This is a genomic window from Campylobacter sp. 107, from assembly GCF_002383835.1.
Lineage (GTDB): Bacteria > Campylobacterota > Campylobacteria > Campylobacterales > Campylobacteraceae > Campylobacter_D > Campylobacter_D jejuni.
Window position 1 is genome coordinate 1 of sequence record NZ_NXBA01000029.1, and the last position, 23,084, is coordinate 23,084.

General features: G+C 30.7%; 21 protein-coding genes, 3 tRNA genes and 1 pseudogene. 2 read left to right on the forward strand and 23 right to left on the reverse strand.

All coding sequences use genetic code 11. The annotated features are described in order from the left end of the window. Position 1: 1 nt before the first annotated feature. The 6 genes from BGS40_RS05185 to secA form a co-directional block, all read right to left on the reverse strand. Positions 2-78: transfer RNA gene (locus tag BGS40_RS05185), tRNA-Asp, on the reverse strand. Positions 79-129: 51 nt separating this feature from the next. Beyond that, positions 130-205: transfer RNA gene (locus BGS40_RS05190), tRNA-Val, on the reverse strand. A 7-nt stretch (positions 206-212) separates the two neighbouring features. Further along, positions 213-288 (reverse strand) — tRNA-Lys (locus BGS40_RS05195). A gap of 61 nt (positions 289-349) precedes the next feature. Further along, positions 350-1,135: an amino acid ABC transporter permease gene (locus tag BGS40_RS05200; protein WP_087692185.1), complete on the reverse strand. Its 786-nt coding sequence runs from the start codon at positions 1,133-1,135 to the stop codon at positions 350-352. Positions 1,136-1,157: 22 nt separating this feature from the next. Further along, positions 1,158-2,363, reverse strand: coding sequence for an ABC transporter permease (locus BGS40_RS05205; RefSeq protein ID WP_096738462.1), 1,206 nt, complete (start codon positions 2,361-2,363; stop codon positions 1,158-1,160). Further along, positions 2,360-4,948 carry a preprotein translocase subunit SecA gene (gene secA, locus BGS40_RS05210; protein ID WP_096738463.1) on the reverse strand — a complete coding sequence of 863 codons (2,589 nt, stop codon included), beginning with the start codon at positions 4,946-4,948 and terminating at the stop codon, positions 2,360-2,362. Before secA ends, BGS40_RS05205 begins: the two co-directional genes overlap by 4 nt. A 100-nt stretch (positions 4,949-5,048) precedes the next feature. Between secA and lolA the strand changes: the two genes are divergently transcribed. Next, positions 5,049-5,558 carry a LolA-like outer membrane lipoprotein chaperone gene (gene lolA / locus BGS40_RS05215; protein ID WP_044261872.1) on the forward strand — a complete coding sequence of 170 codons (510 nt, stop codon included), beginning with the start codon at positions 5,049-5,051 and terminating at the stop codon, positions 5,556-5,558. On the opposite strand, the gene BGS40_RS05220 is transcribed toward lolA, so the two are convergent. Together BGS40_RS05220 and pif1 are read right to left on the reverse strand one after the other, a co-directional pair. Continuing rightward, a complete protein-coding gene (locus BGS40_RS05220) occupies positions 5,555-6,289 on the reverse strand; it encodes a hypothetical protein (RefSeq protein WP_044261870.1) in 735 nt (244 codons plus the stop codon). The genes lolA and BGS40_RS05220 overlap by 4 nt on opposite strands. A 9-nt stretch (positions 6,290-6,298) precedes the next feature. Beyond that, on the reverse strand, positions 6,299-7,642 hold the full coding sequence (pif1, locus tag BGS40_RS05225; protein ID WP_053871983.1) for an ATP-dependent DNA helicase Pif1: 1,344 nt from the start codon (positions 7,640-7,642) through the stop codon (positions 6,299-6,301). A gap of 48 nt (positions 7,643-7,690) precedes the next feature. Between pif1 and BGS40_RS05230 the strand changes: the two genes are divergently transcribed. After that, a complete protein-coding gene (locus tag BGS40_RS05230) occupies positions 7,691-9,037 on the forward strand; it encodes an SH3 domain-containing C40 family peptidase (RefSeq protein WP_096738464.1) in 1,347 nt (448 codons plus the stop codon). 11 nt (positions 9,038-9,048) lie between these two features. On the opposite strand, the gene BGS40_RS05235 is transcribed toward BGS40_RS05230, so the two are convergent. From BGS40_RS05235 to rpmH, 15 genes and pseudogenes are all read right to left on the reverse strand, one after another. Next, positions 9,049-9,921, reverse strand: coding sequence for an N-carbamoylputrescine amidohydrolase (locus tag BGS40_RS05235; RefSeq protein WP_087704654.1), 873 nt, complete (start codon positions 9,919-9,921; stop codon positions 9,049-9,051). Further along, positions 9,918-10,805, reverse strand: coding sequence for a cation diffusion facilitator family transporter (locus BGS40_RS05240; protein WP_096738465.1), 888 nt, complete (start codon positions 10,803-10,805; stop codon positions 9,918-9,920). Before BGS40_RS05240 ends, BGS40_RS05235 begins: the two co-directional genes overlap by 4 nt. Continuing rightward, positions 10,802-11,779, reverse strand: a complete 978-nt coding sequence (locus BGS40_RS05245) for an agmatine deiminase family protein (RefSeq protein ID WP_002859225.1) — start codon at positions 11,777-11,779, stop codon at positions 10,802-10,804. Before BGS40_RS05245 ends, BGS40_RS05240 begins: the two co-directional genes overlap by 4 nt. A 98-nt stretch (positions 11,780-11,877) precedes the next feature. Beyond that, a complete protein-coding gene (locus tag BGS40_RS05250) occupies positions 11,878-12,312 on the reverse strand; it encodes an META domain-containing protein (protein WP_087692190.1) in 435 nt (144 codons plus the stop codon). A gap of 9 nt (positions 12,313-12,321) precedes the next feature. After that, positions 12,322-12,931, reverse strand: a pseudogene (locus tag BGS40_RS09900) (methyl-accepting chemotaxis protein). 510 nt (positions 12,932-13,441) lie between these two features. Beyond that, positions 13,442-13,903, reverse strand: a complete 462-nt coding sequence (locus BGS40_RS09905; protein ID WP_096738466.1) for a hypothetical protein — start codon at positions 13,901-13,903, stop codon at positions 13,442-13,444. Between the two features lie 98 nt (positions 13,904-14,001). Beyond that, on the reverse strand, positions 14,002-15,534 hold the full coding sequence (gene purH / locus BGS40_RS05265; protein ID WP_087692191.1) for a bifunctional phosphoribosylaminoimidazolecarboxamide formyltransferase/IMP cyclohydrolase: 1,533 nt from the start codon (positions 15,532-15,534) through the stop codon (positions 14,002-14,004). A 2-nt stretch (positions 15,535-15,536) separates the two neighbouring features. Then, positions 15,537-16,307: a DnaJ domain-containing protein gene (locus BGS40_RS05270; protein WP_060810083.1), complete on the reverse strand. Its 771-nt coding sequence runs from the start codon at positions 16,305-16,307 to the stop codon at positions 15,537-15,539. Then, the gene (purL, locus tag BGS40_RS05275; protein WP_096738467.1) at positions 16,304-18,490 is read right to left on the reverse strand and encodes a phosphoribosylformylglycinamidine synthase subunit PurL; all 2,187 of its coding nucleotides are present in this window, start codon (positions 18,488-18,490) and stop codon (positions 16,304-16,306) included. Before purL ends, BGS40_RS05270 begins: the two co-directional genes overlap by 4 nt. 10 nt (positions 18,491-18,500) lie before the next feature. Further along, positions 18,501-19,829: a tRNA uridine-5-carboxymethylaminomethyl(34) synthesis GTPase MnmE gene (gene mnmE, locus BGS40_RS05280; protein WP_096738468.1), complete on the reverse strand. Its 1,329-nt coding sequence runs from the start codon at positions 19,827-19,829 to the stop codon at positions 18,501-18,503. Beyond that, the gene (locus tag BGS40_RS05285) at positions 19,822-20,640 is read right to left on the reverse strand and encodes a Jag N-terminal domain-containing protein (protein ID WP_052834361.1); all 819 of its coding nucleotides are present in this window, start codon (positions 20,638-20,640) and stop codon (positions 19,822-19,824) included. Before BGS40_RS05285 ends, mnmE begins: the two co-directional genes overlap by 8 nt. Next, positions 20,637-22,229 (reverse strand): membrane protein insertase YidC, encoded by a 1,593-nt coding sequence (yidC, locus tag BGS40_RS05290; protein ID WP_096738469.1) that lies wholly within the window; start codon positions 22,227-22,229, stop codon positions 20,637-20,639. The genes BGS40_RS05285 and yidC overlap by 4 nt, the downstream gene beginning before the upstream one ends. Then, entirely contained in the window at positions 22,226-22,567 is a 342-nt protein-coding gene (gene yidD / locus BGS40_RS05295; protein WP_002853395.1) for a membrane protein insertion efficiency factor YidD, read from the reverse strand. Before yidD ends, yidC begins: the two co-directional genes overlap by 4 nt. Next, entirely contained in the window at positions 22,564-22,890 is a 327-nt protein-coding gene (gene rnpA / locus BGS40_RS05300) for a ribonuclease P protein component (protein ID WP_096738470.1), read from the reverse strand. Before rnpA ends, yidD begins: the two co-directional genes overlap by 4 nt. Continuing rightward, positions 22,887-23,021 (reverse strand): 50S ribosomal protein L34, encoded by a 135-nt coding sequence (gene rpmH / locus BGS40_RS05305; RefSeq protein ID WP_002776864.1) that lies wholly within the window; start codon positions 23,019-23,021, stop codon positions 22,887-22,889. Before rpmH ends, rnpA begins: the two co-directional genes overlap by 4 nt. Positions 23,022-23,084 lie beyond the last annotated feature (63 nt).

Consider the following 23,084-nt stretch of genomic DNA (forward strand, 5'->3'; position numbering starts at 1 on the left):
ATGGCGCAGCGGACGGGGCTCGAACCCGCGACCTCCGCCGTGACAGGGCGGCATTCTAACCAGCTGAACTACCGCTGCATCCAAAGTAAAGAAGTAGAGATTATAAAACCTATTTATGATTTTATAAAATGGTGGTCACTATAAGACTCGAACTTATGACATCCACCTTGTAAGGGTGGCGCTCTACCAACTGAGCTAAGCGACCTTTATAATGGTGTCCCGTGTTGGATTTGAACCAACGGCCCCCTCCTTAAAAGGGAGATGCTCTACCGGCTGAGCTAACGAGACATTTTCTGAAATAAAAATGTGATTATGCCAAAATTAGCTCTATTTGTCAAGCTTTTTTAAATCATTTTTGGCATTTTCTCTCCAAATAACGAGAAAATATACTTATAGGTAAAGTCAAAACAAGATACGTAATAGCCAAAATTACATAAGCTTCAAGAGTAGCAAAAGTATAAGAATTTATCTCTTGCGCACTTTGGGTTAATTCATTTACAGCAATAACACTTAATAAGGAACTATCTTTAATTAAATTTGCAAATTGTCCACTCAGCGGTGCTAAAATATTTTTTAAAGCTTGAGGAAAAATTACATACGCAAAAACCTGCATCTCTTTTAACCCTAAAGCCCTAGCGCTCTCAAGCTGAGATATAGAAATACTTAAAATTCCAGCTCTAAATATTTCAGCTAAGTAAGCAGCAGAAAAACATGATAAAATAATAACTCCAGCCACATATCGATTATCAAGTCCTAAATTATTTGCAATGATATAATATATCAATAATACCTGCACTAGTAAAGGGGTTCCTCTGACAAGCTCTATGTAAAATGTAGATAAAAATCTTAAAAAAACAATCGAACTTAAAGAAAAAGCACAAAAAACTCCACCCAAAATTATACTCAACAATAAAGAAAAAAAGCTGATTATTAAAGTATTTAAAAAACCTTGAAGAAATTTTTCTTTATAGGTCGCAATTGCACTAAAATCAAAATGATAAGCACTTATACTAAAACTACAATAACAAAACAATATTAAAAATAAAATCAAAAGAATTAAATTAGTGATTATTTTTGACTTTGATAGAGGTTTTAAAGGTTTAAAATTCTTATTTTTTTGAATAAACAAAGACAATAAAAATCTCCAAAATTACAATTTATTCATTTCTTAAAGTATCTAAAATATTAATTTGAGTTGCTTTTTTTGCAGGATAAAAAGATGATAAAGCTATGATTATTAAAGCACCCACAATGGTTAAAGAAAAATCCATTAAAGACAAATCAAGCGGTAATTTACTGGTTCCATAAACATCAGCAGGTAAAGTTACAATATCAAAATTTCCTAAAAGCCATAAAACAAAAAATGCAAGTACCACACCCACTATCATACCGCCACCACCAATAAGCATACCTAAGGCAAAAAAACTCTTTTTTACCTCATTTTTGCTTGCACCTAGAGCAAGTAAAAGTGCTATTTCACTGCGACGATTCATTACTATCATCAATAAAGAACTTACTATATTTAAACTTGCAACCAAAATAATAAGCATCAACACTATAAAAAGCGCTCTTTTTTCAAGTTCTAAGGCTGAAAAGAAATTTTTATTTTGTTCCCACCAACCTACCACAGCATAATCATCTTTTAAATAAGATTTAATTTTTTCAACATCCTTGAAAGCATTATCACTATATACATGAATTCCATCATAATTTGGATTTTTAGGCATTCCAAGTACTTTTTTCAATGCATCAACATCTGTATACATATAAGCCTTATCATAAAATGCAAGCCCTGAAGTAAAACGCGCTTTAACATCAAAACGTTTAGTTTGCGGTACTAAAGAAAATCCACTAGGATTAAGATTTGAAAAAATAAGTGAAAGTTTGTCATTTTTATGCAAACCAAATTCATCAGTAAGTGCTGATCCTACAAGTATATCAAAACCACTTAAATTCTCATCCTTTAAAGCTTTAGCAACGACTTCGTTTATTTTTTTTTCATCATTAAATTTAACACCAAAAAGCACACCACCCTCAAAACGATTATCTCCCTTTATAACAACTTGAGTGCTTAAATAAGGGCTAAATAACAAATTTGGAAATGTTTTTCTTAACTCATCTATAAATTCATCATTTACAGGAGCATAGAATTTAGGCAAAATGGTAATAGGATAATTCATCACAAAAAAGCGTTTTTCAAATTCTTTATCAAAACCATTCATAATTGCCATAGCTACAAGCAAAACGCAAAGTCCTACACAAACTCCTAAAAAGGCCAAAAGCATAGAAAGATTGATAAAGGGTTGCTCTTTATCAAATCTTAAATATTTAAAAAGTAAATATTTTAAAATGCTTTTATTCAAGCTAAAATTCCTTGCTTAGGACCACTTTTTCCATGGCATTCTTTAAATTTTTTTCCACTTCCGCAAGGACAAGGAGTATTGCGTGGAACTTTTTTAAATTCAGCTTCACCAAGATTATCTTCGCTTGCGCCCATTTCTACTGAGTTTTGAAGTAGCTTTTCATTTTCTTCATTGGCTTTATTTTCTAAATTTTGCGCCCCTTCTTGATTAAATTGCACGCTAAAAAGTAGTTTAATACTATCAAATTTAATACGATTAACAAGCTCCAAGAAAAGATTATAACTTTCTTTCTTATATTCCACAAGAGGATCTTTTTGATTGTATCCACGAAGTCCTATTCCTGTTTTTAAAATATCCATTTGATACAAATGCTCTCTCCAAGCATTATCCAAAACTTGCAAATATAAAATACGCTCTATATTACGCAATTCTTTAATCTCAAGTCTTGACATCTTTTCGTTATAAGAATTTTCAAGAATTTGGCTTAGCTTATCTTGCATTTCAATGACGCTTAAATTCTCAAAATCTTTTTCACTAATCTGAGTTGAACATTCATATAAAATTTTTGCTTTCAAATTTTCAAAATTTACATTAGAACCGCTTTCATCAAGCATATAATCATTCATTACATTTGCACTATATTCAGCGATATTTTGAGAAATTTTAGCTCTAATATCATAGTTTTCATCTAAAAGCTCATTGCGATAACGATAAATAGTTTTTCTTTGTTCATTTGCTACATCATCGTATTCTAACAAATGCTTTCTGCTTTCAAAATGCAAGCTTTCTACTTTTTTTTGCGCATTTTCAACCGCTCTTGTAACGATTCTTGACTCTATGCTTTCACCCTCTTCTATACCTAAGCGATCCATGATGCTTTTGATACGATCTCCGCCAAAAATTCTTAAAAGATTATCTTCTAAACTTAGATAAAAACGACTTATTCCAGGATCGCCTTGTCTTCCTGCACGACCACGAAGCTGATTATCAATACGGCGGCTTTCATGTCTTTCTGTACCGATGATATAAAGCCCACCCAAAGCCCTAATCTCATCATCGATTTTTATATCCACACCACGACCTGCCATATTTGTAGCGATAGTTACAGCACCTTTTTTACCTGCATCTTGGATAATCAAAGCTTCTTGCTCGTGATTTTTAGCATTTAAAACATGATGAGGGATTTTCTCTTTTACAAGCATATTGTGAAAAACTTCACTGCGCTCTATACTTGCGGTTCCTACAAGCACAGGCTGACCTTTAGCATTAGCTTTTTTAATCTCTTCAATTACGGCTTTAAATTTTTCATTTTGAGTTTTATAGATAAGATCATCTTTGTCTTGTCTTTTAATAGGAATATTTGTCGGTATAGAAATAACATCTAAACTATAAATTTGAGAAAATTCAGTCGCTTCTGTTTGTGCAGTTCCTGTCATACCTGCAAGTTTATTGTACATTCTAAAATAATTTTGAAAAGTAATATCTGCTAGAGTTTGGCTTTCTTCTTGAATTTTTACATTTTCTTTAGCTTCTAAAGCTTGATGCAATCCTTCGCTAAAACGACGCCCTTCACTTAAACGCCCTGTAAATTCATCAACGATGATAACTTCATTATTTCTTAAAACATAATGCACATCTTTTTCAAAAAGATTATGCGCCTTTAAAGCTTGATCAAGCTGATGTGCTAAGATAGCATTATCAAGACTGTATAAATTTTCTACACCAAAAAGTTTTTCAGCTTTAGCAATACCTGCTTCTGTGATTAAAATATTACGATTTTTCTCATCTACTACAAAATCACCCTCAGGTTTTGCAGGGGGTAAAACTGCTTCACCTTTTTGCATTTGCTTAGCTACTTCATTAGCTTTAATATAACCATCTAAAGTGCGATTTGTAGGACCGCTGATGATAAGCGGAGTTCTTGCCTCATCAATTAAAATACTATCTACCTCGTCTACAATAACAAAATTATGCTCTCTTTGAACTTTTTCAACTTTTGAAAATTTCATATTATCACGCAAATAATCAAAACCAAACTCATTATTGGTTCCATAAGTAATATCGCAATCATAAGCTTGCTTGTGCTCTATGTCACTGTTTTGAGAAGAAAGCACCACGCCTACGCTAAAACCTAAAAAATTATAAATCGCACTCATTTGCTCAGCGTCTCTTTTGGCTAGATAATCATTTACTGTAACGACATGTACGCCTTTTCCACTCATGGCATTTAAAACAACAGGCAAGGTCGCTACAAGGGTTTTACCCTCCCCTGTTTTCATTTCTGCGATTTTTCCATCGTGCAAAACCATACCACCGATTAACTGCACATCAAAATGACGCATATTTAAAGTTCTCTTACCTGTCTCTCTGACTATAGCAAAAACATCATTTAAGATATCATTTTCGTTTTTTTCTCCGCTTAAAATTTGCTCTTTAAATTTTGCAAATTCGGCTTTTAATTCATCATCACTTAAATTTTGATATTTGCCTTCTAAAGCATTGATTTGTGCTACACGCTTGAAGTATTTTTTAACTTCACGATCATTTTTTGTTCCAAAAATGGCTTTTAAGGTATTTAAAAACATTTTTAAACCTTTATAAATTTTTCAAACTATCATTATAACGATTATTTAATTAAAATTAGCTAGAATGATATAAAAAATATAATTTTTTTAAGGAAAATAAATGAAAAAAACATTCTTGATATTTTTTATTTTTATAGGACAACTTTTTGCCCTTGATCTTAATTTTAATACCTTTTCAAGCGATTTTATCCAAATAGTAAAATCCAAAAACTCTACACTTTCTTATTCTGGACATTTTATACTGGATAAAGATCAAGCATATTGGAGTTATGATACTCCTAGTAAAAAAGAGATTTATATTAACAAAAATCAAGTAACCATAGTAGAGCACGATCTAGAGCAAGTCATTTTCTCTCATCTTGATAACATTCCAAATCTTAATGAAATTTTCAAAAAAGCAAGTCTTATAGATAAAGATAAACTTGTAACAAAATATGATAATATAAATTATACAATTAAACTTGATCAAGAGCAAATTCAAAGCATATCCTATAAAGATGAATTTGAAAATGATGTTATAATCAATCTAAACAATCAAATTAAAAATCCAAAAATTAATTCCGATATTTTCAAGGCAAAAATTCCGCAAAATTATGATATAGTTCGCTAATTTTGCGTTGAATTCTCGTCAAGCTTTATATCATAGCCTGTTTGTGGCAAATGATAGGGCTTGCTTGCGTTATTTTCTTTGAATATTTGTGGAGGATTGGCGATTAAATCTCTTTTAATTTTTTCTTCTATATCTGGAGTCATTTTAGGTGTATTTAAATTATCTATATTGATTTCTCCATTGTCATTTCTATTTTCTTCATCTGGATCTTTGAAAAGCTGTTCAACTTGCTTGGCTTCTAAATTTGGAACACTAGGAGTTGGGATCTTTTCAACACTAGGAACTTGAGTTTTAGGAACTTCTAAGTTTTCAAGTGCTTTTTTTACCTCGCTACCCATACCTTTCTCTTTAGCCTCAGTGCTTTCTAAAAAGCGTTTAAACTCCTCTAAATCAAATTTTTCCACTCCACTTAAAGATATGATATATATATCATCTAGTTTAATCTTATATTTCTTATCTAAAAATTTTTCTAAAGTTTTTTTAAAATTATTTTTTCCAATTTCTGTAAAAATATCTTCATAAAAAAACCCTGAAATTACTGTATTTACAGCATCAATTAACTTATTTTCATTTTCTTTTAAATTATTTCCATCAAATTCTAAAGAAATTTCAACTTTTTTAAGAACATTTGCCCCACTTTTAGAATATAAATCTGTTCTTATTTTATCTATTTCAAGATTTTGAGCATTTAAACTCATAATCAAAAAAACACTTAAAAATATTTTTTTCATTTAATGCCTTTAAATGATTTGTTCTTGTATTTCGAGATCTAAAAAATTATGTTTTTTATAAAATTCGATCACATTAGAATCTATTTTTAAAATATTAGCAAAATAAAATCCAAAATTTATCTTTTTTGTAGAATAAATTTTTAAAGTATTTGGGTTTGTAGCGCGAGAAAGAGCGACATAAAGCTGTCCATTTTCAAAAATATGATCAATATCACACACTAATTTTTCAATACTCATACCTTGTGATTTGTGTATGGTAATAGCATAAGCTAATTTAATAGGAAACTGTGTAACACTTGCGAGAATATTAACAACAAAATCTTTACCTGATTGCTCAAGTTCTTCCATGAAAAAAGTATAAGGTTCAAGTAAAATTTTCATCCCATTATTTTTAATAATGCTAATATAAATTTTCTCCTCTTCATAAAGAATATCTTCTATAATGCCTTGCTCTCCATTATAATAATTCTTATCCCAATTATTTACACAAAAAATAATACGAGCGCCTATTTTAATATTTAATTCTTCTAATATATTTAAGCTTCTAATCCAAGAATCAAGTTCTTCATCTTTTATTCTCTTATCTTCTTTTTTAACCTGAGCCTTAAAGCATACAAGTGGGGTCTCAAGTTTGCTTAATTTTTCTTGATTAATATTGTTTACTTTTTTATTGATACCACAAAGTAAAGTATAATCATCTTCTAAATTTTCTAATTCTTTATAATCAATTCGCAAAGATTCAAAAAAGCTTAAAATTTTTTCATCTAAAAAACCTTGTCTAATCAAAGATAAATGGTTATAAAATTCCATATTTTGCGTTCTTTTAGGTTGAGAAAGTTTAATATTCTTAAAATTTAAATCTTGCCAAAAAAATGAAGAAAAAGCATAATAAGAATGATTAAATAAAGTTTCTTTTTTTTCTTTAATTACAGGAGGTAATTGAAAAAAATCTCCTACAACTAAAATTTTTCCATTAAATTGAGAATTTTTAAGTCTAAAGCCTATCATTTCAAAAACACTTGCACTAACCATGGAAATTTCATCGATAATAATAAGCTCAATCGTTTTTAAAAGCTCTTTAAGTTTTGTTAATTTTTCTTTTTGTTTTTGATTGCGATCCAATGCACTTAATTTCATCATGTCATCGCAATGCCCTAAACAAAAAAAGCTGTGTAAAGTAACACCGCCTATATTAAACGCCGATAGAGCGCTAGAACCAAGAGCTATGGCTAATTTTTTTTGTTTTCTATAAGATTTGATAAGCTCATTTGTCAAAAAACTTTTACCAACTCCAGCACCACCACTTAAAAAAACATTATCATAAGCTAAAATTTTTTCTAGTTTATCAAGCATTATATTTCCTTGGCTTTAATTATAACTATTTTTTCTAAAAGGTTGATTATGAAATCTTGTTTATATTTTACTTTCATAGTGCTATTTTTAACAGCTTGTTCAACAAAAAATTTAACTTCACTTCATCATGAAAATTTAGAACAAAAAAATGAAAATCAACATTATGCAAAACTTGAATACGAACAAAATGTAAGCATTTTGCCACAATTTGCTTACGATATTAATTTTGATGCAAAACGATATAAAAAATATTTCTTTAACCCTTGGCATGATTCATTTAAAAATTACAAAGGACAAAATATTTTTTGGTCCTTTCCTTTATATTTAAATTCAAAAAATACTTATTATTTTTTCAATAAACAAACTATTCCGCTTTCATGGTTTAAAAACGCCATAAATAACGCAAATATCCAAGAATTTGGCAAACTTAATCAAAAAGCTTTAATTATCCAAAATACAATCATTAAAAATCTTCCAACCCAAAGAGCTATCTTAAAAAATCCTTTTTTTGAAAATGAAGGAATTCCTTTTGACTATGCAAGCGATGGCATTTTAAATGCTGGAACCCCTGTCTTAATTTCACATTTTAGTAAAGATAAGCGTTATGCTTTTGTTTTAGGTGAAGCTGGATTTGGATTTGTTGAAAGTAAAAATTTGGAATTTTTCTCAAACGATAGAGCGAAAATCTATGAAAATCTCAACTTTATCACACCACTAAAAGAAAAATTTGCTATCTATAGCGAGGATGGTAAATTTTTCTTTGAAAGTAGAATTGGTGCTATCTATCCTTACTACAAAGAAGATAAAAACTATTTTTATGGAAAAATAGGCTCTAAAAAATATAAAATTTCTAAAAAGGATGTATCTAAATTTCCTTTACAATTCAATGATAAAAATTTAAAAAATCAACTTTCACAAGTTTTAAATTTGCCTTATGGCTGGGGCGGTTATAATTTTGAAAGAGATTGTTCTTTACTAACTCGTGATATCTTTTCAGCTTTTGGACTTTATCTACCGAGAAATTCGGCTGCACAAAAAAATTCTTTTAATCATTTTGATATAAGCACTCTTAGCAATTCTCAAAAAAAAGATTTTTTAAATCGCTTTGGAAAAGCTTATTTAAGCTTACTTTATTTACCTGGACATATTATGCTTTATGCAGGACAAATTACAGATAATAATATTGCTATACATAATATATGGGGCTTAAGAAAAGATTCAACCCAAAGACTTCTCATAAGTTCTAGTGTCATCACTTCTTTAGAAATAGGAAAAAATGAAATTTTAGAAGATAATTTGCTTTTATCAAGACTTAAGGAAATAAGTTTTATAAATTTAAACGAACAAGAAAAAGAACAAATAAAAAGCTATCTTGAAAATATACAAAACAAATAAGATTTATTGATTTAATCAATAAATCTTTTAGTTAAATCTGCAAAATATTCTATACGTCTATCTCGCAAAAAAGGCCACCAACGACGCACATTTTCACTTCTTTTTTTATCTATTTCTATGATTTTTACACATTCGTTTTGAGAATCTAAAAGACAAAACTCTTCACCTTGAGGGCCAAAAACAAAAGAATTTCCCCAAAATCTAATGCCCTCTTCTACCCCACTTACATCTTTTTCAAAACCTACCCTATTGACAGCTACTACATATAAACCATTAGCTATAGCATGTCCTTTTTGTACGCCAAGCCAAGCATTGAGTTGTCTTTGCTTTTCTTCATGTTCATCTTTGTCAAACCAACCAATTGCCGTAGGATAAATAAGAATCTCAGCTCCTTTTAAAGCCATAATTCTTGCTGCTTCAGGATACCACTGATCCCAACAAATAAGCACTCCAAGCTTGCCTAAACTTGTATTTATAGGTTCAAAACCCAAATCTCCAGGAGTAAAATAAAATTTTTCATAAAAACAAGGATCATCGGGTATGTGCATTTTGCGATATTTGCCTGCTATAGAACCATCTTTTTCAAAAACCACTGCAGTATTATGATAAAGTCCGGCACTTCGTTTTTCAAATAATGAAGTAATAAGCACTATTTGATTTTTTCTAGCTATATTTGCCCAAAATTTCACATCTTTTTCATAATCATTAGCATAGTCAAAAAAATCCACATTTTCACTTTGACAAAAATACTCACTTTGATGAAGTTCTCCTAAACAAACAAGCTCAGCTCCTTGTTTAGAGGCTTCTTCTATAAATTCGCAAGTTTTTTTTATAGTTTGTTCTTTATTTAAATGAAATTTTTGTTGTATTAAAGCGATTTTCATTGTCTTTGCCTTTCTTGTTCTGCATCATCATAAGGATCTAAATGAATTTGTATATCCCATTTTTCATTTTCAAACATCTTGCGCACACCTTCTTCTATTTCATCTGAAATTTTATGCGCATTTAAAAGCGAAATTATAGGACAAAAAACCAAATGCACGCTTAAATAATTACAACTTGGGGTTTTACGCGTCTTTAATTCATGATAAGAAATTATTTCAGGATTATTAGAAATCAAAGTGCAAATTTTATCTACTTGTTCCTTAGGTAAAGCTTCATCCATTAAAAAAGCCAAAGCTTTTTTAATGATTTTAAAAGCAGAAAAAGCCGTATAAAGACTGATCACTATCCCAAAAATAGCATCAATAATATGTAAATTTGTAAAATAAATTAAAACCAAAGCCCCAAAAGTGCAGGCATTGGTTAAGCAATCTGTTTTGTAATGCAAAGCATCACTTTCTATAATCAAACTTTTGGTTTTTTTAGCTACATAATTTAAAAAAAGTACAAGAAAAAAAGTAATATTTAAAGCAAAAATCATCACATAGATGCTTGAATTTAAATCTTTAATTTCTTCTTTATAATAAATCTTTAAAATACTCTCATAAAAAATAAAAATCCCCACGCCAACTATAAAAACACCTTCTAACAAACCCATTAAAGCTTCAATTTTAGAAAAACCAAAATTATAATTTTCATTCGCCTTTTGTGAACTTTTTTTAAGAGCTAAAAAATTAAAAGCAGAAATAGCAAAATCCATCAAAGAATCAATCGCACTTGAAAGCACTGCAACAGAACCACTTGTTAAGCCTACTATAAATTTAACCAAGGCTAAAACAATAGCACATAAACTTGCCACAAGAGTTGCTTTTTTTTGTAAACTCATCTTAAACCTTTGAAACGATTTTGACAAGAACAATGCAAAGAACCGTTTTGTCGTAAAAACACTCTTGCATCTACTCCTATAATTTTATGACTAGGTAAAGCTTTAGAAAGTCTTTTAGCTATGATTTCATCATTTTTATCCTTATAAAAAGGCACAATTAAAGCATTATTTATAAAAACAAAATTCGCATAAGTTGCGCCCAATCTTCTTCCTTCATAGTATAAAGGATTAGGTATAGGAAGTTCTACTAAATCAAAGCCTGTTTTTTTAAGCTCTTCTTTCATTTTTTGCAAAGGCAAATAATGTTCATCCTCTTCATCTTCACAAATACAATGTGCTATGGTATTTTTATCTATAAATCTTGCTAAGGTATCGATATGATGATCTGTATCATCACCTTTTATGAAACCATTTTCTAGCCAAATAATTTGCTTTAAACCAAAAATTTCTTTTAATTTTATATCAATTTGGGTTTTGTTTAGATGAGAATTTCTATTTTCATTTAAAAGACAATGAGAGCTTGTAAGCATTACACCCTCTCCATTAAAGTCAATACTTCCTCCTTCTAAAATAAAATCAACCTTTTTAAGTTCCTCTTTAAATTTTTCTTTAAAAAGCTTAGAATTTACAGCATTATCAAGCTCACTTTGAAATTTATTTCCCCAAGCATTAAAAGTAAAATCAAGAGCCTTTAAACGACCATTTTCTATTATATCTATAGCTCCAAAATCACGTATCCAAGTATCATTGGTATCACATTTAAAATACTCTACATTTTTTATATCTTTAAAATTTTCAAAATCACTCTGTTTAGGAGCTATAAGTAAAACTTTTTGAAATTCACTCACTGCTTTTACAAATTCTTTATAACTTTGCAAAATTTCCTCTAAATAGGGATTCCAATCGCTTTTTTCATGGGGTAAAGAAAGCATGAGGTATTCTTGCTCACTCCATTCAGGAATTGATTTTATCATTTAACTACCTTTTTTGATAATAAAATTATAATTGTATCATTTTTTAGACTTTTGTCAAATTTAAGAAGATTACCTCGATATTTCGAGGCTTTAGGATATTATTTAAAAAAGATCTTCATTTCATCATTACTTAAAACAAGTTTTCCATTTTCATTTGAAATTTTAAAAATTCCTTTGAAATTTGAAAGGAAAGAATTTTCAAAATCCATTACATCCATTGGATGACAAAGCATTTGAGTTGAAGCTACGCGATCACCTTCGATTTGCAAAGTATCCGCCTTAGTTTGGTAAGAACCAAAAAAACGATTACACCCTGAATAACCATAAAATTTATTATTTTCAAAACTAATATTTGGACTTTCCTCTGCGTTTTTTGGATCAAAAGTTTTACCATTGAGTATAATTTTTTCTATTTTGAAAAGCTGATTTTGTACAAGTTCATTATTACCTTTAGAAGTAGATGAAGTAACAGAAGTACTAGCACAACCTGCAAAAAAAGTTGCAGCTAAAGCAATTTGAAGCGTTTTTTTCATTTTATTCCTTTAAGTTTGAAATTGGTTAAGTTCGCTTTCGAGATTATGACACACTATTTTTAACTCATCTACAACTTGAAGTAGAATTTTAGAAATTTCTTCTTACTTCAACATTTTCTTGCATACGAGAAAGTAAATTTTGTATATTCTCTTGGGAAATTTTTATTTTTTCAGTACATTGAGTCACCAAAGCCCTAGCATCTTCGTTACATAATTTAACCTCATTAGCATCATCAACCAATAAAGCGGTGTCATCATTTAAAGCTTGTATACTTTGAGTATTTTTCTTTAATTCTGCGTTAACCTCATTAATACTTTACAAAAGCTCCTTTGTAATTTGAGCTACATTTCCCAAAAATTCGTCACTGTTCTGAGCCAACTGCCTATCATCCTCAGCAATTACAGAAAAACCTAGTCCAAATGCACCAGCCCTAGCTACTTCTATGCCAGCATTTAGGGATAGTAATTTTGTTTTATCTGCGATCTTATCCATCATTTGAGTTACTTTTTGTATATTACCTGCTTGATTGACCATGTTTTCAACTTTTTTAGCCAATTCATTTTCACTTTGGGATACTATTGATACTTTATTAACAACATTAAACAAAGATTTAAGCATTTACTCTAATAATAAAAAGGATTTTTCATTGGCACTATTTGCCTTATTTGACAAACTAGCAAGTTCTCTAAGTTCATTGCCAACATTTGCACCAAGTTTAAAACTTTGATCTATTTGCTTATGACTTTGTGAACTGATATCACTTAAAAAATAGCATTTGAATTTAAAAGATTGCTTTGTTTTTCTACATTTTTTGAATTATGACTTGCACTGCTAACTGCCTTGTGAGTTTTTTCGATAAATTGATTGATATATCCACAAGCTAAAGCAATTTCATCTTGACCTTTAACTGAAATACGAGCTTTTAAAATTGCCGCTTCCTTGAGCTAATTCTTTAGCATGATTTAAAAGCTCTAAAACGGGCTTTCCAACAACAACTTTAAGCATTAAAAGAACCACCACAAAGGGTAAAAATCAAAGCAATAGTAAATATTATAATATAAGATTGACCGGTTTTGCTTATATCTTTTTAAACACCTTCTAAAGAATGTGATATATCCATAACCCCAATCACACTTCCTGCATTAGCATTTCATGACAAGCAACACAACTTTCATCTGCAATCAAAGGGCGTATCAATCTTAAATACACAACACCATTTATATTTTCTTCCAAAGCTTGAATTTTAGGATTTGAAAATTGTTCTATAATACGCTTATCATTTGAAATTTGAGGGGCTTTCATCTCAAAAAGATCTATGGTATCTTTTGAAGGATAAATTTTAATATCACTAATACCCTCTATACTTTTTACATCTTCAATGGCTTCTTTAATTTTTTCAGGATCTCCTAAATTCATAGCCATTCTCATTGTTTGAAAAACAGAAGTACTTACGGTATTTAAATTTGCCCTGCTCATTTTATTAGCAGTATTTTTAAAGTCCAAATTTAAAATCACTTGCATTACGATAAAACTTATAAGCAACACCGCAAAAATTGCAGCAGAAACCTTAAATCCTATAGTTTTAAACATCATAGTTTTCTAAAAATAAAATTTTTCGGAAATATTTTACACATAATTTATTTAATTTTTATTGAATTATGTGTAAAAAACATAACATTCTATTAAACTTAATGTAAGAAATGTCTTACTCCTGTGAAATAAAGCGCCATACCATACTCATCAGCTGCTTTTACCACTTCATCATCCCTTATACTTCCGCCTGGTTCTACTATAGCTTTAACCCCTACTTTACTTGCTTCATCTATGCTATCTCTAAAAGGAAAAAAGGCTTCACTTGCTAAAACGCAACCTTGCAAATCAAGCCCCATTTCTTTAGCTTTAGCGATTGCTACCTTTGCTGCATCGATTCTGCTTGTCATACCCATGCCTATAGCCACCATAGCGCCATTTTTTACATAAACAACATTGTTTGATTTGGTAAATGCTGCTATTTTCATAGCGATTTCAAGATCTTTTAATTCTTCCTTACTTGCCTCTCTTTGACTCATAAGCTTTGCATTTTTAAACTCATCTTCGCCAACTTCATCGCTGTTTTGATATACAAAACCCCCATCAATATGTTTAAAATCATATTTATCAAAACTGCGGATTAAAAATGGACTTTCTTGAGTGAAAATTTTAATGCGTTTTTTACCTTCAAACACAGCTAAAGCTTTTTCATCTACATTGGCTGCGATGACTACTTCTACATAAATTTCATTGATTTTATTTGCTAAAGCCTCATCAAGAGTTCCATTGATTGCAACCACTCCTCCATAAGCACTAACGCTATCGCATTTTAAAGCATGTATATAGCTTTGTACTAAATTTTCTTTTATAGCAAAACCGCAAGGATTTCCATGTTTTACTATAGCAATAGCTGGAGCTTTATCGAAACTACTAGCTAAATTTAAAGCTGCGTTAATATCGGTTAGATTATTAAAACTTGCTTCGCCTTTAAGGGCTTTGAAATTTGCACTAAAAAAGGCATCAAACTCGTATAAAGCCCCTTTTTGATGTGGATTTTCTCCATATTTTGTATCAAATACTTTTTGTCCTACTATAAATTTACTCGCTCCAAAACCTCCGTTAAAGCGTTCATTCATATAATTTGCAATATAAGCATCATAATTTGCCGTATGCTCATAAGCTTTTATCATCAAATTTAAACGAAAATTCTCATCAATTTGACCTTTTTTTAAAGTCTCGATGACTTTTTCATAATCAAGCGGATCGCAAAGTACCATCACATCTTTATAGTTCTTTGCTGCACTTCTTATCATCGCAGGCCCACCTATATCGATATTTTCTATAATTTCATCAAAATCATCACTCATGATAGTGGTTTTTTTAAAAGGATATAAATTCACACAAACTAGATCAATTCCTAAAATTTCATTTTCTTTTGCTTGTTTGATATGATTTTCATTGCTTCTTTTGTGTAAAATTCCACCATGAATCTTAGGGTGTAAAGTCTTTACACGCCCTTCAAAAAGCTCAGGACTTTTTGTAAAATCACTCACTTCCATAACTTTTATTCCATTTTCTTTTAAAAACTTAAAAGTCCCACCTGTTGAAAGAATCTCAAAGCCTAAATTTTCAAGCTCTTTGCCAAATTCTACTATACCTTCTTTATCACTCACGCTAAGCAATGCTCTCATTTTTACCTTTCTAAATGTTTTTTAACTTTTTCGTAAGCTTCGTTGATTTTTTGAAATTTCTCTACACCGATTTTAAGCTCTTCTTCACTAACATTGTTTGCATTTAAAATATCAGGATGATATTTTTTTGCTAAATTGCGGTATTGTTTTTTTACCGCATTTAAATCTGCATTATTTGGAAGTTCTAAAATAGTAAAAGCTTCATCAAGACTTAATTCTTTTTTAGAACTTTTTAAATTTGAAAGACTTGCTATAAAAGCATCTAATTCGCTTTTTGCTATATCAAAGGCTTTAGCGATTTGCTCTAAAATTTCACGCTTTTTAGCATTAAAATCTGCATCGATTAAAGCCATAAAAACAAGCACACGCAAAACATTAAAACGCTCATTTTTAGGTAAAGGCACTTCTTTTAAAAAATCTTTTGCCACATAAAAAGCATCGCTTAAATTTTCTTTATGTTCGTTAAAACTTGCTTTTAAAAAAGCTCTTTCTTTTTCATCTTTGGCATTTGCATCTAAAAGATCTTTGATCATTTCAGCTTCGTTTTCACTTACTCTACCATCGCTTTTTGCAATTTTTGCTAAAAGTGCGATAACATAGTAATTCATACGCCTTTTAAACTCATCCATTCTTTCTTCTATAACCCCACGAGCAAAACCCTTAGCAAAGCCTTTGACTCCTCTTGTAGCTGAGTTTAAAAAATCCTGTTTTCCCCAAGTTTTATAATACCAGTAAAACACCAAAATAACGAGTATAATTAAAACTAAAGTCATTGGATTTGCTCTTTAAAACTTTCAAAATAAAGCTTGTCAAGTTCAGCCTTGCTTAACTCAATGCTATCAAGTTTAAAATGTTTTTGGCTTGTACTCACACCTAATTTATAAGCTTTTACTCCAAATTCTTTGGCTAAATTTAAAAAAGCTTCTTCATTTTCTTTGCTAAGCCCTACTATAGCACGACTTGCACTCTCATCAAAAATCATTTTTTCATCATCAAAACCACTTGTTAAATTTACACCCACACTAGAAATAGCAAACATTTTTGCCAAAGTCATAGCAATACCCCCTATTCCTACGCTATTGGCACACTCAAGTAAAGAATTTTGATTGGCTTTATAAAGCAAATCCCAAAGCGCAATTTCAGCTTTATAATCAAGCTCTTTAAGACTTCCTGATACTTTTTTATCTTGGATTTTCATTACCATAGATCCACCAAATTCCCCTAAACTTTCACCCAAAAGATAAACACTTAAATTTTCTTTTTCAAAACTAGCTTTTAAGGTTTTATTTGCATCTTCTAAAACCCCTACGCTTACTATAGTAGGACTTGGATAAATACTTACGCCTTCAGTTTCATTATAAAGTGAAACATTGCCGCTTACTACTGGGGTATTTAACTCTTTACAAGCTTCTTTAATGCCTTCGCAACCTTGTGCAAATTGCCACATCACTTCAGGATTTTGCGGATTTCCATAATTTAAACAATCACTTATTGCCAAAGGCTTAGCCCCCGTGCAAGCAACTTTTCTTCCTGCTGAAGCTACTGCTAAAGCTGCTCCTATTTTAGGATTTACATAATTTAAGCGTGAGTTACATTCTATAGCCATAGCCACACTTGCACCATTTTCTTTGATACGAATGGCACTAGCACCTAATCTTCCATCAGCTTTTATAGTATTGGTTTGCACACTTGAATCAAATTGATCATAAATAAAAGCTTTGTTGTTAATATTTTCATTTTGAAGCATTTGTATAAAAAGCTCTTGAATGCTTAATTTTAGCTCAAATTTATAATCTTTAATTTCACTTAAATATTTTGGCTCACTTATAGGACGACTTAAAATCGGCGCTTTTTCACTTAGAGGCTCGATAGGAATAAGCCCTACAAGCTCATCATGCCAAAAAAGCTCCATTTTTCCTGTATTGGTAACTTCACCCATAACCACAGCATCTAAATCCCATTTTTTGAAAATTTCTATAACCTTATCTTCATAGCCTTTTTTCGCACAAATAAGCATTCTTTCTTGAGACTCGCTAAGCATTAACTCATAAGGAGTCATACCGCTTTCACGCATAGGAGTTTTATCTAAGTAAAGTTTCATGCCACTGCCACTTCTTCCTGCCATTTCAAAAGAACTTGAAGTAAGCCCTGCAGCACCCATATCTTGAATACCCACAATATAATCAGTTTTAAAAAGCTCTAAACAAGCTTCCATAAGAAGTTTTTCACTGAAAGGATCGCCAATTTGCACCGTAGGACGCAAGGATTTGCTTTTTTCATTAAAGCTATCACTTGCCATAACCGCCCCACCTAGTCCATCACGCCCTGTTTTTGAACCCACATAAATCACAGGATTTCCTACACCTTCAGCCTTAGCATAAAAGATATCTTCACTTTTACAAATCCCTAAAGCAAAGGCATTAACTAAGATATTTCCATTAAAACACTCATCAAAAGCACATTCTCCGCCTATAGTTGGTACACCCATGCAATTTCCATAATGAGAAATTCCATTTACCACGCCTTTAACAAGGTATTTTTGATGTTTACCGCATTTTTCATCATGAATATCGCCAAATTTTAAAGAATTTAGTCCAGCAACCACTCTTGCACCCATAGTAAAAACATCACGTAAAATTCCCCCTACTCCTGTAGCCGCACCTGCAAAAGGTTCAATAAAGCTAGGGTGATTGTGACTTTCTACTTTAAAAACTGCTGCCATACCTTGCCCGATATCAATAACCCCTGCGTTTTCACCTGGGCCTTGAATCACCCAAGGTGCTTTAGTTGGAAAACCATTAAGATATTTTTTACTAGATTTATAAGAGCAATGCTCACTCCACATCGCAGAAATAACCCCAAGCTCTAATAAATTTGGCTCACGTCCTAAAATTTCTAAAATTTGTGCATATTCTTCATCGCTAATTTTGTGTGCTTTTATGGTTTCTTTATCCATTTCTATCCTTTCATTTTCCTAAACAAAAATTACCAAACATTTCGTCTAAAATTTCATCTCTTTGAAAATCTTTGGTAAATCTTGCAAGTTCATTAATAGCTAAATTAAGTTCAAAAGCAAAAAGTTCTAAAGAACTTTCCTCTAAAAGCTCCTTAGCTCTAAAAATCGCTTCACTTGAAATTTTACAAGCATTAATAAGATCTAAAGAACTTACCATAATACCTTCACTATCAAAAGAATTAAGATAATTTTGCAATTCTTCTTTTAACAAAGTGATGTCTTTTTGAGCACTAAGCTTGATAAAATTTTTATTTTGAGTATTTTTGAAAACATTTTCTAAATCACTTTTATTTAAAATCCAAAAGATTTTTTTATCAGTATTTGCTAGCAATTCAAAAATTTTCCCATCTTCTTTATCTTGCACTCTTGAAGCATCAAAGACTGCTAAAATAATATCTGCATCTTCTAAACTTTTTTTACTTAAAGCTACGCCGATTTGTTCTATAGTATCTTTACTTTCTCTAATACCCGCTGTATCTATAATGCGCAATAAATGCGTTCCTAATTTAAAGCTCTCTTCTATAGTATCACGAGTGGTGCCTGCTATATCTGAAACAATAGCTCTTTCATAAGAAAGCAAGGCATTTAAAAGCGAAGATTTGCCTACATTTGGCTTACCTACAATAGCGATTTTAAAACCTTCTATAAGTCCTTTTTTACTTTGAGAAAGTGTATAAATTTCTTTTAAAATTTTAGAATTTTCTTCACACATAGTAGAAATTTGTTCTAATAAATCAGAAGGTAAATCATCATCAGCATAATCAATGCTAGTTTCTACAAAAGCTAAGGTTTTAACCAAATCTGTGCGAATTTTTTCTAAAAGTTCTCCTAAGTTTCCTTGCATGTTGCGTGCTATAATTTTAGCTGCAAGTGCAGATTTTGAAAGTATGAGATCTTGTATATTTAAGGCTTTTAAAGGAGTCATTTTGCCATTTAAACACGCTCTTTTGCTAAATTCCCCTGCTAAAGCAAGTCTCGCCCCTAAACTCACAAGTTCTTCGAGTAAAACTTCACTCACACTAAATCCCCCATGAGTTTGAAACTCTACTATATCTTCCCCTGTAAAACTATAAGGGGTTTTAAAATATATCATTATAGCTTCATCGATAATTTCATTATTTTGATTAAAAAGTTTTGTAAAAGTAGCATGGCGGGGGATGAGTTTGGTTTTGTGGCTAAGCTTTAAGGCAAATTCTAAAGCCCTTTCACCGCTTAATCTTACAATAGAAATCGAACCCACACCATGAGCTGTGGCAATAGCCGCTATAGTATCACTCATCTTTTTTGAAAAAGTCGTTTATTACAACAAATCTTTGATCATTGTTTTGCTTAATTCCTACATACTTATCTGGAAATTCAACTCTTAACTGCTCTAAAGCGATTTTTATCAAAACCCCATCTAAAGGTTTGGTTTGTCCGCGTCCATGAATTTTAATTTTTTCAATCACGCTTTGTAAATAAAGCTGCATACCTTGAATTTGATTTTCTAAAAATTGAGCGATCTCAAGGCGCACTAAAAGATTATATTTTAAATTGATCCAATTATGTAAAAGATAAGAAATAGCCTTGTAACGATGTGCTTCTTTACCTATCATCAAAGCAGCATCTTCCCCATCCAATCGAATCAAAACGCAATCTTCATCATACATTCTAAGTTCACTAAGCTCTATTTTAAACTGGGAGCTTTCTAAAAGTTTTACAAGCTGAATACGAATCTCATCTAAAATATCCTGAGTATTACGCACTCCTTTGCTTTCTCGATGAAAACTATCAAAAATTTCATCACTTTTTACTGTATATTTTTCTTTTTGGCTTTTATTTTTTTCATTTTTTATTTCAATCTTGTTTTCTTGCTTTGGCTCATGTGTTTCTGGTTTGTGATTTTTTGAACTTGCAAATTCTTTTTTAGGATTTTTTTTCAAAATCCTTTTTTTTGCTTTAGCCTCTATAATTGCCTTTTTTCTTCCAAATCCAAAAAAACCTTTTCTTGGATGCTGAATAATCTCATATTCTAAGTCTATTACAGAACATTCTAAACTTCTTGAAGCTTCTGTTAAGGCACTTTGAAGATCAATGGCTTCGATTTTCATTTTTCATGCTCCGCTTGTTTTTTGTGATGTTCTTTAGCAAATATTTTATTGATAACCCATTGTTGAACCAAAGAACAAAGGTTATTTACAAACCAATAAAGCGTAAGTCCTGCTGGGAAAGTGATAAAGAAAAAAGTAAAAATCACTGGTAAAAATTTCATAATCTTAGCTTGCATAGGATCTTGTATAGTCATAGGCGTAATAAGTTGTTGTAAAAACATCGTTACACCCATTAAAATAGGTAAAATAAAATAAGGATCCATTACCGATAAATCATGTATCCAAAACGCCCAAGGAGCTGCTTTCAGCTCAATAGCATTAAGCAAAACGCGATAAATAGCAAAGAAAATAGGAATTTGTAAAAGTATAGGCAAACAACCACTCATAGGATTTGCACCATGTTTTTTATAAAGCTCCATCATGTACATATTCATTTTTTGCGGATCGCCTTTATAACGCTCTCTAATATCTTTCATTTTAGGAGCAAGATCTTTAAGTTTATTCATAGAAATCATAGACTTATAAGTTAGTGGGAATAAAATAATACGCACAATTAAAGTCATCACAACGATAGCCCAACCCCAATTTCCTATATACTGATGCAAGAAATTCAAAAACTCAAACATAGGCTTAGCAATAAAAGTAAACCAACCATATTCAACAACTGCTTCAAGGCGTGGATCTATACTTCTTAAAATCACATGTTCTTTAGAACCTATATAGCCTCCTGCTTTAAATTCATTATCACTATAAGCAAAAACTATAGGGTTTTTATTAGCATCCTTGCTGATTGCCACATTTAAAGGTTTATCAAAATTATAAAAGAAAGTTGCATAGTATCTATCAAAAGCCGAAGTCATTACGACATTATTAGCACTTTCATCCTTTTCTACATCTCCATCTTTATAAGTTTCGATGGTTTCTTTATTATCCATTACCAAAGCACCATGAACCGTATAACTATCTACGGCAATATTTGGACGATATCCTGGACTTATAAAATAATTTGCATTCTTGCTGAGTTTAACTTCTATCTCATAATTCCCTTTTGGATAAAAAGTAATATCTTTTTCGATTTTCAATCCGGAAAGATTTTGAGTGAGTTTTAAAACTTGACTTCCATTTTCATCAACAAAAAGATTGCTAGCGTTAGCGACATAAGGAATTTTAAAAGCCTCTGAGTTAATACTTGGATCACTAAAACGCATTTCTAAAGGATAAGGACTATTTTCCTTGCTAATAAGATTTATAAATTCCCCTTTCTCATTTTGGTATTTTCTATCTTTTAAATAAAAAGCAGAAATTCTACCAAAAGAGTCAATTTGTGCTTCAAAATGCTTGCTTTGAACCTTAGATATCACACTATCTTGCGAAACTAAAGCCGCACTTGGAGTATTTGTGGTGGTATTTTGTATATTAGGAGTGTTATTTATGCTTGTGTTTTGTTGATTTTTTTGTGTAATGTTTTGTTCTATTTTTAAAGGTTGCTTTGGAATGAAAAAATAATCATAAATAACAAAAAATAAAAAAGAAATCACAACAGCTAAAAGTATACGCTTTTGCTGAAAAATATTATTTGAATTATTCACTGATTTGTCCTTTTAAAGATGATTTTTATAAGATAAAAACTTTTATTTTTATAAGGTATATATAAAAAACAAAGTTGTTTTTCTGCTAAAAATATAGGCTTAAAACATAAATTTATAGGATAAAAATTTTTAGAAACCCTAGGATAATCAAAACCCCCTTTAAAAAAAGGGTTGCATCTTAAAATTCTAAAAAAAGTAGAAAAAAAAGCTAGAAAAAAATTCTTTTTTTGAAACTGCCAAAGCGCATACTCAGAACAACTAGGATAATACCTACAAGCAGCGGGTTTTAAAGGGCTTAAGAATTTCTGATAAAAACGGAGTATTTTTAGGCATATCATTTGAAACATTCTAGTTTTTTCAATCCCCATTTTAGATTTTTTTCTAACCTAGAAAAAGAAAGTTCAGTGATTTCATTTTTAGCTACAAAAATATATTTGCCATCTTGAAGATATCTTTCAAACTTAACAAACAAAGCTCTTAAAATTCGTTTTGAACGATTTCTAACCACTGCTTTTCCAACTTTTTTACTAGCAACAACTGCTATTTTTTTTTCATAACTATTCAGATAAAAAATGATCACACCTTCGCAATGCCATTTTTTACCTACTTTATATACAGATGAAAATTCCTCGTTTGTGCTAAATTTATCAAAATTTTTCACACAGCAAGTCTTTTTCTACCTTTAGCGCGTCTTGCATTGATCACTTTGCGACCATTTTTAGTTTTCATACGAACACGGAAACCATGAGTGCGTTTTCTTGGAGTGCCATGCGGCTGATAAGTTCTTTTCATTTGATTTTTCCTTAAAAAATTATAAAATAAACTTGTATTTTATCTTAATCTTACTTATAAATT

What these genes read in the sequence shown, in the direction of transcription:
- purL (WP_096738467.1), bottom strand. Translation starts at nt 18,490, where the DNA reads ATGGATAAAGAAACCATAAAAGCACACAAAATTAGCGATGAAGAATAT.
- rpmH (WP_002776864.1), bottom strand. Translation starts at nt 23,021, where the DNA reads ATGAAAAGAACTTATCAGCCGCATGGCACTCCAAGAAAACGCACTCAT.
- BGS40_RS05270 (WP_060810083.1), bottom strand. Translation starts at nt 16,307, where the DNA reads ATGACTTTAGTTTTAATTATACTCGTTATTTTGGTGTTTTACTGGTAT.
- BGS40_RS09905 (WP_096738466.1), bottom strand. Translation starts at nt 13,903, where the DNA reads ATGTTTAAAACTATAGGATTTAAGGTTTCTGCTGCAATTTTTGCGGTG.
- yidD (WP_002853395.1), bottom strand. Translation starts at nt 22,567, where the DNA reads ATGATATGCCTAAAAATACTCCGTTTTTATCAGAAATTCTTAAGCCCT.
- mnmE (WP_096738468.1), bottom strand. Translation starts at nt 19,829, where the DNA reads ATGAGTGATACTATAGCGGCTATTGCCACAGCTCATGGTGTGGGTTCG.
- pif1 (WP_053871983.1), bottom strand. Translation starts at nt 7,642, where the DNA reads ATGCTTGATAAACTAGAAAAAATTTTAGCTTATGATAATGTTTTTTTA.
- purH (WP_087692191.1), bottom strand. Translation starts at nt 15,534, where the DNA reads ATGAGAGCATTGCTTAGCGTGAGTGATAAAGAAGGTATAGTAGAATTT.
- BGS40_RS05250 (WP_087692190.1), bottom strand. Translation starts at nt 12,312, where the DNA reads ATGAAAAAAACGCTTCAAATTGCTTTAGCTGCAACTTTTTTTGCAGGT.
- BGS40_RS05220 (WP_044261870.1), bottom strand. Translation starts at nt 6,289, where the DNA reads ATGAAAAAAATATTTTTAAGTGTTTTTTTGATTATGAGTTTAAATGCT.
- BGS40_RS05240 (WP_096738465.1), bottom strand. Translation starts at nt 10,805, where the DNA reads ATGAGTTTACAAAAAAAAGCAACTCTTGTGGCAAGTTTATGTGCTATT.
- BGS40_RS05230 (WP_096738464.1), top strand. Translation starts at nt 7,691, where the DNA reads ATGAAATCTTGTTTATATTTTACTTTCATAGTGCTATTTTTAACAGCT.
- BGS40_RS05285 (WP_052834361.1), bottom strand. Translation starts at nt 20,640, where the DNA reads ATGAAAATCGAAGCCATTGATCTTCAAAGTGCCTTAACAGAAGCTTCA.
- secA (WP_096738463.1), bottom strand. Translation starts at nt 4,948, where the DNA reads ATGTTTTTAAATACCTTAAAAGCCATTTTTGGAACAAAAAATGATCGT.
- lolA (WP_044261872.1), top strand. Translation starts at nt 5,049, where the DNA reads ATGAAAAAAACATTCTTGATATTTTTTATTTTTATAGGACAACTTTTT.
- BGS40_RS05245 (WP_002859225.1), bottom strand. Translation starts at nt 11,779, where the DNA reads ATGATAAAATCAATTCCTGAATGGAGTGAGCAAGAATACCTCATGCTT.
- BGS40_RS05235 (WP_087704654.1), bottom strand. Translation starts at nt 9,921, where the DNA reads ATGAAAATCGCTTTAATACAACAAAAATTTCATTTAAATAAAGAACAA.